This window comes from Maritimibacter alexandrii (genome assembly GCF_005871115.1).
GTDB lineage: Bacteria > Pseudomonadota > Alphaproteobacteria > Rhodobacterales > Rhodobacteraceae > Maritimibacter > Maritimibacter alkaliphilus.
In genome coordinates this window covers 1-12574 of the sequence record NZ_SWKQ01000009.1, presented here as the reverse complement: position 1 = coordinate 12574, position 12574 = coordinate 1, and the positions used below count along the sequence as shown (strand labels likewise).

The window sequence follows — 12574 nt, the reverse complement described above, 5'->3', positions numbered from 1 at the left end:
GGTTTTTCCTCAGAAATTGACGAAATTTTTCCCAGATGCTGCCTCCGTTGTCTTGCATGGTGGTATGGCGCAGGAGCATGACATTCGAACGTCCAGGTATGCAGCAAGTCAATGGACGGTGACCTTCAAGAACCTCGAATAGCAGATTTTTGACGAAATAGGAGCGGAGAGAGCAGTGACCGTAGAGAACCCACTCATTTTGCACGTAGATGATGAAGAAGACATCCTGTCCGTTACCCGCCTTGCGCTTGAAATGATAGGTGGGCTGACGGTGGTTCAATGCAACAGCGGAAAAAGCGCGATCGACCTAGCTGCAGAGCGTGAACCTGACCTTTTTCTTTTGGATGTCATGATGCCCGACATCGACGGACCTGAAACATTGAGGGCCTTGCGCGGTATGAGCCAGTTCGAGAACACGCCTGCCATATTCATGACGGCGCGGGTTACACAGGCTGACGAGGCGATGTTGAAAGCTTGCGGCGCGGTCTCCGTTGTGAAGAAACCATTCGACCCGATGACCCTAGCTTCTGAGATCATTGCCATATGGAACCAATCGTTTCAGCAAGAACATGTTGCGCGGATCTAGGCTAAGATAATTAATCCGCAGAAATGATCATGCGGCCCTGATTGAATGCGCGATGTTTTGATCCTTTTCGCCCGGATCTGCCCCTACATCCTGTTGCGAAACCATCATTAAGGCAGCCTGTACGCGGTCACCGTCAATGACTTTTGTCGGTCCAATGGCCGTTGCAGCAAGATCAATCCGACTCAGCCACCGTCGGAAGACCGCAGGGACGATGCCGATGACTTCAGTTGCGCCGACTGCTCGTGCGGCCTTTGACATTTCTTGCATGAGCGCTTTCTGAACGGAAAGCCTCCGGTCCGCATCGACTTTTTCAGAGACGAATAAACGTGTGGCCTCCCAAATGTGATGCGCCACAGGCGCCTCATCGTAGAGTATGTCGTCCGGAATATCCCCAAGTAATCCAAGCTGAGCATCCCTTAGCATGTAGCTGTGTCTTCCACATTGCGACGTCGTCGGTAGCAGTCGGATGCCGGCAAGGATCGCTTCTTTGTCATGCACCACGATCCATCGAGCGAGCGGAATATCATACTGGTCGAACTCCATGCCATCTGCTTCGGGCAAATGCCAACCTTTCTCTACTATGAAGACATCGCGCCGAGCTTTTAGGTATCGCAAAAAGAGGTCACCATGTTCGTGCAAGTTTCGGACGGAAAGCGTCGTGCAGGAGAATCCTTGTTTCGTTTTCCGAGCCACATTCTCAGATCGGTATGGCTCGCGACCTTGGTGTTTAAACCAATAGCCGGACATGTGCGCGAACGAGACTGTGCGCTTTCCTCGTCCGGAAAACTCGTTCTGCGACATAAGAGTCGGGAATACCTCAGCGGCCTTGCCGTTCATTTCTTGTTCTTAACCTGCTCACTTTGTGTCCAGCGTGTAGTTTCCATACTGTGCACAAAAAGTTGTTATTTCTCTCTTTAGACACAATGCTGCCACCTTAAGGTGATCAAAACAAGATGTAAGTTCAATTCATGGCATGCGGTGGGTCTTGTTGTATAGGCGCCTCCAGCATCTAGTCTGTTCTGCGAAAAAGGGACCATCATATTGAGTTCACCTTGGAAGAAGAAGTTCTTTATCGCGGTGCGTCCAGATTGGTTTGCCCGCCAGATCCGCGACTATTGCCAAACCGGACGTGACTTGGTGGTGCAAAGGCAGGTCATTTTCATCGCAGCGCTTCTGCTTGCTGCCTATTACTATAGCGCTTCACTGGCTCTGGTATTGTTGGCGCTCACAATTGCAACCGAAACATTCGATTTCTTTGTCTTTCGTCGAGTATTGGCCTCCAACGATACCAGCATACAAGCTTCCAAGAGGTTTGCGCGCCAAATTACAATCAGCACAATCGTTAGTTCGTCTACAATTGCCGCCTATGCTATTGGAATTGCGGCGATTCAAGGTCCAACCACCCATTTCATGTCAATGTTTTTTTTGTTTGCAGCAGGGATTTTTGCCGCGATGAACAATCATCAGTTGCTTCCAATATTGCTAATCCGCATCACCATTTACGGAGCTGCGTTTCTCTTCATCCCGCTACGAGACATAGTTTTAGTAGGTGCCGATCTTAGATCGGAGCTTTGGGCGCAGTTCTTTGCAAGCATCTTTGTGTTGTTCTTCCTTGTCGACTGCGCGCGAGTCTATATCCAACTCTACCGCTCGCATTTGACGCAGCTGTATGCTCTCAGGGAAGAGCACGACAAAGCGCAAGTCGCTTATATTGCGAAATCGGAATTTGTCTCAACGATGAGCCATGAACTTAGAACGCCACTTACGGCGATCAAGGGATCCATCGACATGGTGCGATCTGGGAAACTTGGCGACCTTCCTGATCAGGTAGAGTTCGCGATAAGTGTTGCGCAACGAAACAGCGATCGCCTGCTTAGTCTAATCAACGAAATCCTTGATCTGCAAAGCGTGGAAAACCATGAGATGAAGTTTGAAATGAGTGAGACAAGGATCAAAGGAATTGTCGAAGATGCCATAGCTGACAACGATCCGTATGCGGCGAAACTGGACATCCGCCTCGTCTCGCTAATGGGTGAAGAAGACGCTATCGTGAAAGTTGACAAGAAACGGCTTGGTCAGGTCTTGTCGAATGTCCTCTCAAACGCTGCAAAATTTTCGCCCGCCCATAGTGAAGTGACCGTATCTCTGGTCGTAGGCGAAGATGACGTGTTTGTAATGGTTTCGGATTCTGGAATTGGATTGTCGGAATCGGATGAGGCTAAGGTCTTTGAACCTTTTACTCAGCTGGACTCATCATCAACTCGCAAGATCGGGGGCACTGGTCTAGGCATGAACATATCAAGAAGAATAATGGAGGCTTTAGGAGGTGCCATCTACTATAAGAAGAACCAAGGTGCCGGAACTACGTTCGTGATCAGGCTTCCAATCCAATCAAAGCCCTGTTCCCAGGAGCAAGCTGCCGCAGGCTAATGTTGTTAAGGACGGGAGTGGAAGAACTAGCCAAGATTGGGGATCCTAAGTCCCATTTGGCCGCTTGCGCGTAGGTCGGCTTGGCAATGTCGCTGCATCTTGAGTTCGAGACTTGAAAGCGGCTAGTGTTCGAGCTATTATTTGTGCTTTGAAGCCGAAGAGCTTCATCCCGAGCATTCGGCTCACGCCGCTGAGCGCGCCCCTGCGTTTGGCGGCGTTTTTACGACCCGTTCCGCCCTAGACGAATGGGCTGCATCGGTGACTGCGCAGTCCGAAGCCGATTGGGTGGGCACTTTCGGCCATAGTGGATACTCGCGCGCTCCGAGCCGAGCTAAAGGGCATGAAGTGAGTTGCGCATCATGCAAAGTGAAATTACCTTGGGTGCGCTCGCCCACTGCCCAAGTTGGTGAGAGGGCTGTTGGGGCGTCCTAGGTGCCCTGACAGCCCAGATAACAGCGCAATCTTCGTTCGATTAGGACTGGCCTCATCCGCCTCGCGAAAACCGGCAGTACTTGGGTCGAAACTGAAGGCTGGTGCCACTAGGTTGGATAGGCGGGAGGTTGTCTTGCGCCCGGAATGTCAAGTTGGGAGGAAATGGCGCTCTTTGCCTTGCCATGCGCCGTGAGACCGGTGGAAGACGTCAGAAGCGGTATTTTCTACAGAAAATCTCGACTTTGCCGCGCAGCCATTGTTCTCGAAGGAATTGGAAGCCAGTGGCCATCGAAGGGGCGTTCTGCGTGGGGAACCCAGTGCAACGCAGCGGTCCATTTGGCACATGATTGCGAAAAGGCGCCTCGAGTAGAGCATTTGTTGACCCCGAATCTGGACGGCCTGAGTTGAGGCCGATCTGAGTGAAGATACGGAGAGATGCCCCTAGAAAGCGCTTCCTCGTTTCGCCCAAAGGTAGTATAATGACACCTTATGGCACATCCTATAGACGTATTCATTGGGCGACGCGTTCGGGAGGAGCGTGTCAGGGCTGGCCTAACTCAGTCGGAGTTGGCCGCCAAAATCGGAATCCGATTTCAGCAGCTTCAAAAATACGAAATGGCTGCCAACAGGGTGTCTGGATCACGCATGTGGATGATAGCGCAAGCGCTAGATGTGCCTGTCGAGACCTTTTTCCCGGATGCTCTAGAACCTCGACGCGTCCTCGAGCAACCGGAAAATGACGGAGATGTTCGTCTCATGCGCGCCATTCGCAGACTCGAACCTAGAGCCAAGAATGCTATGGTGAACCTTCTTTGTTCGCTCTCCTTGAAGAACTAAGCCGCGTTAAATCAGAATTTCTAATGCGCTTCGTGTGCCGACGCCACTCTTGCGGCAGCTGACCTTGACACAAGTAGCCGCCGCCCGTAGCGCGCCGGCATTTCCGGAGATGTCCATCGTCCTGCAACCATTATAGAGGAGAGGTCGCAGCCGAGCTGTAGAGCATCTTGAACTCCACCAACCCTGGTGCTGTGAGCGGAGACGTCCTCGCGTCCTGTGCAGCGCTTCATGATCCTAGAGATCGTCGCCGGATCAAGTGGTGCGATGGTCGCTCGGACTTGGGACTTCGTAATCAATGGGTCGTGTGGTCTTAGGCCGGCCATCTTTACCCAGGCTAACACGGCTTGCGAGCCATTCCGAGAGAGGTAGGCGTAGTCGCCTTCGCCATACGGGTCGGTTTTCGATCTCGTAATGTGCAACAGGCTCGAACCATCACCTTGCGGAATGACATCACGAACCTTCAGGCCAACGATCTCTGATGCGCGGCACCAGCTGTCCGACGCCACCCACAGAACGGCCTTATCCCGGATGGCCAATCGACCATCTCCCAGCTTCCTTATCGCTTCTAGGATTTCACGTTTGCTTAAAGGTGGGGCCTGCCTAATGCTAGCGCCGAACTTCCGTTTCACCGATTTTAAGGCGAGGTCGACGATCGGATGAGTGCACGGTGTTGGCAAGAAGCTGGAGCGGTGCAGTTCGCTGATGGCCCAAAGTCGTGTCTCGATCGTGGTTGGTCGGATTATGCCGGCCATCGCATCGATGTAGGCGACCACCGTCAGCGGGCTCACAGGTGGGGTTGGGTCCAAGGATTGGGTCGCACACCAGGTTCTGAACATTTTCAGGATTTGTAGGTAGTTCCGCCTGGTCGTCGGCGCAAAGGCTTCGAGTTGGCGCCGTTTGTATTCGACGATCAGTCGATCTCGATCTTTCGCATCGGCCGAAAGGATCTCATAGATCGTGTGTTGCCGATCGGTTTCTTTCACGTGTTTGTCGATCATAGCTACGCCCAATGGTCAAATACGCCCCATTGAAGACTACCACGTTGCAGAGGAGATAGGCGTCTCCAAACGTGATGGAGACGTTTCTCATGATAGGTTCACCCACGGGATCGCTGAGAAGGGCGAGGCTGAACATGTTCAATCCGGGGGCGGTAGAAGTGCGGTGGCGGCCCCAGTGCAAGTGTGGACGGTGAACCCGTTTACGTGCGAAAGTCCTGAATGGGCCGTTTTCGATGGATTAATGTTCCATCTGTCCCTTCAGGCGGTCGCGTGCTGAGGGTCTGCATCATACGGCATTCCAACAGTTCCAAGTCACCAGAAACGCGTCACCACTTCGGCCGCTTCATCAGGCGTTCGTCCCAATGTCGTCCTGAGGTCTTCATCTTGTCGGGCAGCGTGTCGCCGATATGATCGAAGTCCTGCACAGAAGGATAGAGCAGTTCGAGCGACTGGCCGCGCAGGTCACGGTCTCCGTAGCCGAACGTCTCCTGAAAGCGGTCATTGTAGTCGACGATGACGCGATGCTCCGACATGAGAATCCCGATCGGCGCGTATTGGAACGCTAGGCTCGTCGGGCAGTCTTTTTCCATTCGCATCTCCCTCGCGTCGCCCCCCCCCCCCCCGTTCAATGAACGCGTCTGGGGGTCCTGATCAAGTCGCCGGTGCAAGGGCGCTTCTGCACAGGGACTATTCGCGGCCACCCAAGGATCGGCCATCCAAGGTTCCGCGGTATTCCGGCGATCCTCCTCGACACCCCCCTGTTAGAGGGCCATGGGCCATCTAGGACATCCTGCAACCGCGCGGTGACACGGTGCATCTCCGTGGAACGACACCCTCAGGTAGGTAAATGTGCAGCCTTTCCTAAAAACCGGCGACTGGAACAGAAATGGTAGCCAGTAGAAGAAAAATACGAAAATAATTCGAAATAGGGCTTGCGGGGACTAAGTAGACAACATATACCTATTCCCAGAACAAAGGAGAAATCGATGCAAGCCGAATCCCCCACACTGGCAGACCAAGCCGAAGACCGCCTCTCCGAGTTCCGCGAGGACTTCGGCGGGGACGGGCAGTTCGAAGTGGGCATCGTGAAGGGCGTGCATGCGATCTCGGATGTGTGCGGCATCTTCTTCGGTCCTGAGGCCACGGATGACGGGCTCGACACGATGTTGCGCCATCGTCTTGGCGAGGTCGTCGACCACCACGGCTGGCGCGGCGCGCTTGAGGAAGAGGTGAACGGTCTCTATAGCGAGTTGCCGATCGGCGGGCTGTTTCACGACCTGCACGCCTATGCGGATTACGGTGTCTATGCGGGAGTCGCGACGGATACTGAGGCGCGCCGTGGCCGGATCTCCGAGATGATCGAACAGGCATCAGAGTTCCTGCGCCTCATTCCAGTGGACGGGTGGGGGCTTGAAGACACCCAGACGGTCGACATCGCCCGCAAGGCCATCGCGCGTTGGCGGCTTGAGCAGGGCGACCCGATCACGGGGCCTGATCTGGTACTCTTGAGCGGCAAGGCCGAGCAGACCGTGCGCAACGAGCTTAGCAAGAAGAAGGACGGGCTTGCTGGAAACTGGAAGGAGGTGCCGGCCAGTGCCGCTCTTGCGTGGCTCGAGACCAAGAGCTTCCTCGCCTCGATCTGGCAGCACCAAGACGACACCGAGCTCCTCGAGCAGGTCAACGAGCCGCTGACGGACGTGTGCTTCGTGCCGATCGCAATGGACGGTTCGATGTTCCATCCGGGTCTCAAGAAGGACGGGGTCTACCTCCTCGGCGGAGAGGGGCGGGAGCGCGCTGTCGAAGACTTTGACGAAGCGCTCTCCATCCTTGCGACGATGGACATCCCCACATGGCGGCGCCCGACGTCCGGGGGCATCTGGACCCGCGTCCGCGGCAACACGAAAGAGTTTCGACGGATCGAGCGGAAGAACCTTGAAGCGATGGCCAAGGCCGACACCAGCTAAGAGTCCGACCGAGCCCAATCCGGCATCGGCAACCTGACCTCCTGATGGAGGGTTCACCTCGGAGAAGAAGACATCACGCTGAGCGATCGCCGCTCAGTGAACGGATCAACATTGCAAACCAAGAAAGAGACCAAATGACGAATGTCATCTTTGAAACCTTTGCCCGGCGTTACGTGACCACGCAGGGCGTTGCTTGGCCCATGCCGCACCGGATTGAGCTCCGCGCATTCGAGGGCACCGTCGATGGGTCGCGCCTCGAACTGAACCTCGGTCGGCACTATGGTCGTTATGACTTCGACTCTTACGAACGTATGCGATTGGGAAAACGCCTTTCCGCTGCATCGAACTTCGGATGCGCTGCAGAAGCCTGCCCAACGCTTCAGAAAGCGCGGCTCATTGTCTTCGGAGATGATATTGAAGCGGCAGATGGCAGCCGCGAGTTTCTCATCGGTCTCCTGACTTCGGACAGGCCGGCTCTGACGCCGCTCTTCTTGTCGCGGGACACGGCGAAGAAAATTGCTAGCGTGATTGAGTTCGACCCGGCGTTCAGTTCGGAGGCTCGGATGAAGCAGGTCCTTGAGCGAGCGCGTCGGCAAGCGGAGGAGAACGTATTCGACTGGGAGGATTTCGAAGACTGATGCTTCAGACGTTCTTTCGACAATGGTGATCCACGTGGACTGTGGCCGATCGGTTCGAGCCGCTGTTAATCCGACTGAGTTTGGCGTGCCCTGAATTGGGAGCACCATTCTCTTCACTCATCGACTGATCGGGCAATTGAGTTGCGCGCGATCACGGATCCTGCGGGGGGCTCACTCCTGCAGGACCCGCTTACCTCCACCTCCACTTCTCACGTCTCACAGACACGGACCCAATCCATGCCCCGTCCTGCAACCAACGTCTTCGCCTCTGCCCGACGTCGCGCTGGCGAGAAAATCGACACACCGCCGTTTCTTGATGCGCGGCGTCGGATGTTTCTAGCCAAGCATGAGAACTGGGCGCTGAATCCACTTTATAAGAACCGCTTGAAGTCAAACCTAGACAAAGAGTGGGGAGATCCACGCTACGACCTCCGTCGCGGTTCGGAGCTGGCGATGATCGTCGTCGGGCGCAGGTCGCCGGAAAAGCATGACATGAAGCATTTCCACCTGCAGGATTACATCCCGATGGATGTCGAGCTTTTCTCAATCAACAGCTTGACGCGCCGGGCTTATGAGCATCCGCATTTCATGAAGTATGGTCCCAAGCTCGTGCCGGAAGTGGTGTTCAAGACCCTCTCATCCTGTCTGGTGGCCAAGCTCGTGGTCTACCCGAAGGGCGGTCACTGGAGGGCACTGCCATCGGCGCGGGAGATCGCTCAGATCTGGTATGTGCTCTTTGGCGAAGAGGAGTCGTCGGAGGCGATCCGCAGCCGTCTGAGATACTGCGCGCAGCTGGTGAGTTGGTCTATGAAGCCGCATCCGACCTCATACGGACCCACACGGCGTTATCTGCCGAAACTGTGTCGCGCGATCATCAAGTCTACCAGGCCGCGAAAGAAGCGGGCGAGGATCGCCGCCAGATCGCGCTCCGGATGATGGCGGGCGCGGTATGGATTCAGCGGTGAACCGGGGGCAAACATCCACACACAATATCCGGGACCCCAGAGATCGCCGGGACCGCATTTCCTCAGGATTCCCGCCAGCTCGGACAAATCAGGGTCTGAAAGCGGTGTGGTTACCACGGCACCAGATGTAGGCGTCTGAGGTGAATCCTTTCGGTTCCGGGTCCATATCTCGTATGCTTGAGCTGCGCTTTCCGAGGGACGCCCCCTTTTTAGAAGACTCCCGAGAGAAGAGAGTGAGATGAAGGATAGAGAATAAATGGTTCTGTGTAGATACAGTCTCTCTGACTCATGGAAGAGAAGAAAAGAGGGGGCCGAACTCGCCGGATCTGCTGGATGACGGATCGAACGAGGGTCGCGGGATGCGTCTGATGGCCCCGGGGTGCGAGACCGGGGGCCAGGACAAGCATGTTCGGTGCGGCTGAGAGTCGGGGTCACTTTCGGGGGCAGAATGTGCGACACGGATCATGCGGAGATCGGATGCCTCTCAGAGCCCCGGAGCGGGCCGCCAGAGGGCCTTGAGCTCGTTCCCGGTAGCCCGGAGCCAAGATCGCGGAGTGACGTTCTACGGCCCGCTCTGTGAGATTTTTGGGTGAGGGTCGGGGTCGGGTGAAGGTGAGGGTTCCGGACGCAGTCGAGACTATGTCCCGGACCAGACATCGCTTGGCGAGACAGCGCTTACATGCCGGGTGGCTGGCCAGTGTCAGGGACGTGAGAACTGGTCTCCGTGACGCGGCAGCAAGGCGAGAGTAGGCGCTCCCCGCCCCGCTGCCACGCTTCTGCCCAAGGTCACGCGGCGCGACCATGGCACATAAGTTTACGTTCGGTAAGATTGTAGTATGTGATCCGCCCGCCCCGAAAGGGATCTAGGCCAAACTGACAGGGAGTGCGGTGCTTGGAGCGTGCAAGCTCGACGGCAAGAGGGACATCGTCATCGGAGCCTGCACGCGGATCCACGATCACGCCGGGTCAGAATAGATGATGGAAGAGGGCGCGGCAAACGTTGGGGGCGACTGTCTGATATTGCGGTCGCCGTGACCTTGGACAGAATTGTCTGCGAGGACATCTTGAATGCGCTCTGACGAGACACAGATCAGTCAAACCTGCGGGGCGACCAATGGCGACCGGACTTCGTGATGCGGACCGGACGCAAGGGCAGAATCATGACATGACAAGACGACTGGCTGCGGCTCAAAGTGTGTGCGCTCAGATGACCCGTAGAAGGCAGTTCGTTTGTGGTGGCTGTTTGGGTGCCGAAGAGCGTTACATGCGCCCAGTGGTTCGCTCCGTGGCTCTACGGGGCCGTTGGGAATAGGAGGTTGGTCGGCAAAGAGAAATGGCCGGTCAGGTTTCAACTCCATCAAGGACCTACTGTGACATTCAGCAATTACCGAACTTTCCCGCTGACTTTCTCCGACCCGGACTATTGTGTCGGCATCGACCAAGGCGCGCTTAGCCTGGCCTACCGCGTAATCCCGAGCCCCGGGCGCCAAAGGGTGCAGACTGGTCGCTTTCTGGTAGATCCGGACATCGACCTGAACCAATACGAATACGAAGCCGTGTTTGACTGGCTTGAGATCGGCTTCCGGACGAGGGACGTGCATCAGTCCCGGAACGTCCAGAGCTACGCAGCGAGAGAACTGGCCAAAATCGGATCGAAGTCGACGATTTTCGCCAGCGGAATGGCGAGGAAGAGAGGGTATCTAGGCCAGAACCACGTGCTGAGGGTCTTCGACCCGAATCCTCATGAGATTCAGGCCATAGTGGCGGCACTTGATCGCAAATATGACATCTTCCCGGCCTCAGGCGAGGCGCGGTTCACTGTTCCGGGCTTTGAATTGTCGATTGACATCTATCCGAAGCGAAACGTCGGATACATGGACGAGGCAATCTTCGTTCGTCGGGTCCGAATGACACAGCTGATCCGGAACCATGTCTATGTCAGCCCGGCCTTCTTCGTGGAGGAGATAGACCGACCACGCATAGAAAGCCTGCGGGGAAGTTTCCCACTAGTGGAGCCGGTAAAGAACGCGCACCGCCATGTGGTTGCGACGGCAACAAAGTTGGGGGTTGAGCGCCGAGAGTTGAGGGGGCTGGATCCGAAGGCGCACAACAAGCCGGACATCGATGGCACCTTTTACGTTGGGCGTAGGAACAATGAGATCCATTTCCGTCTGCAGGACAAGATCAGTGATCGTAGGTCTGGGCACAGCGCGGAACAGCTGAAGCCGAATGAGACCCGGACGCGGATTGAGGTGACGTGCATGAAGACCGACGAAGTTACGATTGGGGGTCCTGCATCTATCGGCATCAACTCTATCGAAGACTTCTTCGGCTTTCGGTTCGACAAGTTCCTTAGCGCTAGCAACAATGGAGCGGAGAAGGCCGAGAACTTGAGGAAGATCTTGTTCGACTTCCATCTTCCCACGATCTCGGCGGATGGCAAATCAGAGAATGGGTGGAATGAAGACGAGCTTGAGATCTTCGGCAAGACTGGATGCACCGGGCTTGAATGCCATCAGCGTGCGAAGCAAGTCATCATGAAGGCGGAGGGAGTCATTGTAGGTGCCGAAGCTAGGTTCGATACGAAGAACGGGAAGGGGTATCGGCTCGCCTACAGGGGTTTGAATGAGCGGGTGCAGAAGAGGCTGAAGAAGCTGAGCAGTGACTGGGGTGCGTGATCGTCCTGATGCTCGTTCATGTTGGCACGCCGCGACTATCGCTTCCCATTGCAGTTAATTGTCGGCCTTCCACCACTTCTCCTACCCCCTCAGGCTCTGATGTGTCCGGGGAGTGTTGTCTTCGAGTTAATAGGCGCCACGCGGACGACATTCGTTGGTCAGCGTTCGCTTCGCGTCCAATGTCGAACCCATAAAGGCCAGATCCGACCTGAGGGGTTCCGCAGTCGTCAGCAGACATGTTGCAACGCGTGGCGCAAAAAGTTGACACTCAGCCGTTCGCCGCCGCCTCGAACTGCACGAGCCAGATGAGGCGCAGGATCTTCGCGATGAGCTCGCTTACGTCCTGGGTCATGGGGAGCGTCGATCCGGCGAAGGCGGTGCGGTAGATCGTGATCAGAATCAGCTCGTCGTCGGAGAGACCGATCTCATCGGCGGCGATGACGGCAAAGACCTCGGGGTGATACTCGCGCAGGGCGATCTCGAGGAACTCGTCCGCGTCGGCGCCGAGGGCTTCCGCCAGTGCAGGGATGCGGTCGATCGGAACCTTGGTGGCGCCGAGCTTCATCATCGAGATCACGTTCGGCTTGGGGAAACCTGCATCCTCGGCGATCTCCTTCTGCGTGCGGCCCGAGGCAGAGATTGCGTGATCGAGGAAGATGGCGGTCGGCGACGGGGTCTTATGGGGTTTGGTCATTACGTGCTCCTGTGCATGTCTACGTTTCGCATGTGCGATACGTGTTGATAGACACGCGATTGAGAGCCTTGCGCTTGGGTTGGTCGCCCTACCAGAGTTCGTGAAAATATCCTGACCCACAGAGTGAACCCGCCGCGGTGGCACGTGGAAACTGGTAGGGCGCCGGGAGATCAAACGCGGCGGAAGCGCCAACACGTCCGCATCGGTGCTGGGGTGCGCGCCAGATGTCAATCGGCATTGAAGTTTGACCCCCTATCGGCATCCAATATTGACCCCCTTGGTGGTGAGCAGGCCCGGCGCTGCGTAGCCCTCACATAGCGCAGCGGCGGCGGGCCTGCGGGGTTTCGGGTTG

Annotated in this window: 11 protein-coding genes; 7 read left to right on the top strand and 4 right to left on the bottom strand. The window is 56.0% G+C overall.

What is annotated here, in order from left to right; all coding sequences use genetic code 11:
* Nucleotides 1-175: 175 nt before the first annotated feature.
* Nucleotides 176-586: a response regulator gene (locus tag FCT00_RS00840; RefSeq protein ID WP_138421475.1), complete on the top strand. Its 411-nt coding sequence runs from the start codon at nt 176-178 to the stop codon at nt 584-586.
* A 27-nt stretch (nt 587-613) separates the two neighbouring features.
* Here FCT00_RS00840 and FCT00_RS00835 read toward each other — a convergent pair whose 3' ends face one another.
* A complete protein-coding gene (locus FCT00_RS00835; protein WP_235888908.1) occupies nt 614-1423 on the bottom strand; it encodes an acyl-homoserine-lactone synthase in 810 nt (269 codons plus the stop codon).
* 204 nt (nt 1424-1627) lie between these two features.
* On the opposite strand from FCT00_RS00835, the gene FCT00_RS00830 reads away from it, so the two are divergent.
* Nucleotides 1628-3016, top strand: coding sequence for a sensor histidine kinase (locus FCT00_RS00830; protein WP_138421474.1), 1389 nt, complete (start codon nt 1628-1630; stop codon nt 3014-3016).
* 921 nt (nt 3017-3937) lie between these two features.
* Complete coding sequence (locus FCT00_RS00825) at nt 3938-4285, top strand: helix-turn-helix domain-containing protein (RefSeq protein ID WP_138421473.1); 348 nt, start codon at nt 3938-3940, stop codon at nt 4283-4285.
* Between the two features lie 20 nt (nt 4286-4305).
* Here FCT00_RS00825 and FCT00_RS00820 read toward each other — a convergent pair whose 3' ends face one another.
* Together FCT00_RS00820 and FCT00_RS00815 are read right to left on the bottom strand one after the other, a co-directional pair.
* Entirely contained in the window at nt 4306-5283 is a 978-nt protein-coding gene (locus FCT00_RS00820; protein ID WP_138421472.1) for a site-specific integrase, read from the bottom strand.
* Nucleotides 5284-5609: 326 nt separating this feature from the next.
* Nucleotides 5610-5873: a PAS domain-containing protein gene (locus tag FCT00_RS00815; RefSeq protein WP_235888907.1), complete on the bottom strand. Its 264-nt coding sequence runs from the start codon at nt 5871-5873 to the stop codon at nt 5610-5612.
* Nucleotides 5874-6269: 396 nt separating this feature from the next.
* On the opposite strand from FCT00_RS00815, the gene FCT00_RS00810 reads away from it, so the two are divergent.
* The 4 genes from FCT00_RS00810 to FCT00_RS00795 all read left to right on the top strand — a co-directional run bounded on the left by FCT00_RS00810 (nt 6270) and on the right by FCT00_RS00795 (nt 11528).
* Entirely contained in the window at nt 6270-7247 is a 978-nt protein-coding gene (locus tag FCT00_RS00810) for a hypothetical protein (RefSeq protein WP_138421471.1), read from the top strand.
* A gap of 134 nt (nt 7248-7381) precedes the next feature.
* Nucleotides 7382-7885, top strand: coding sequence for a hypothetical protein (locus tag FCT00_RS00805; protein ID WP_138421470.1), 504 nt, complete (start codon nt 7382-7384; stop codon nt 7883-7885).
* 237 nt (nt 7886-8122) lie between these two features.
* On the top strand, nt 8123-8821 hold the full coding sequence (locus FCT00_RS00800) for a hypothetical protein (protein ID WP_138421469.1): 699 nt from the start codon (nt 8123-8125) through the stop codon (nt 8819-8821).
* Between the two features lie 1399 nt (nt 8822-10220).
* Entirely contained in the window at nt 10221-11528 is a 1308-nt protein-coding gene (locus tag FCT00_RS00795; RefSeq protein ID WP_138421468.1) for a hypothetical protein, read from the top strand.
* A 268-nt stretch (nt 11529-11796) separates the two neighbouring features.
* Here the strand turns inward: FCT00_RS00795 and FCT00_RS00790 are convergent, their stop codons facing one another.
* Entirely contained in the window at nt 11797-12222 is a 426-nt protein-coding gene (locus FCT00_RS00790; RefSeq protein ID WP_138421467.1) for a helix-turn-helix domain-containing protein, read from the bottom strand.
* Nucleotides 12223-12574: the final 352 nt, after the last annotated feature.

What these genes read in the sequence shown, in the direction of transcription:
- FCT00_RS00835 (WP_235888908.1), bottom strand. Translation starts at nt 1,423, where the DNA reads ATGAACGGCAAGGCCGCTGAGGTATTCCCGACTCTTATGTCGCAGAAC.
- FCT00_RS00825 (WP_138421473.1), top strand. Translation starts at nt 3,938, where the DNA reads ATGGCACATCCTATAGACGTATTCATTGGGCGACGCGTTCGGGAGGAG.
- FCT00_RS00820 (WP_138421472.1), bottom strand. Translation starts at nt 5,283, where the DNA reads ATGATCGACAAACACGTGAAAGAAACCGATCGGCAACACACGATCTAT.
- FCT00_RS00815 (WP_235888907.1), bottom strand. Translation starts at nt 5,873, where the DNA reads ATGGAAAAAGACTGCCCGACGAGCCTAGCGTTCCAATACGCGCCGATC.
- FCT00_RS00810 (WP_138421471.1), top strand. Translation starts at nt 6,270, where the DNA reads ATGCAAGCCGAATCCCCCACACTGGCAGACCAAGCCGAAGACCGCCTC.
- FCT00_RS00805 (WP_138421470.1), top strand. Translation starts at nt 7,382, where the DNA reads ATGACGAATGTCATCTTTGAAACCTTTGCCCGGCGTTACGTGACCACG.
- FCT00_RS00800 (WP_138421469.1), top strand. Translation starts at nt 8,123, where the DNA reads ATGCCCCGTCCTGCAACCAACGTCTTCGCCTCTGCCCGACGTCGCGCT.
- FCT00_RS00790 (WP_138421467.1), bottom strand. Translation starts at nt 12,222, where the DNA reads ATGACCAAACCCCATAAGACCCCGTCGCCGACCGCCATCTTCCTCGAT.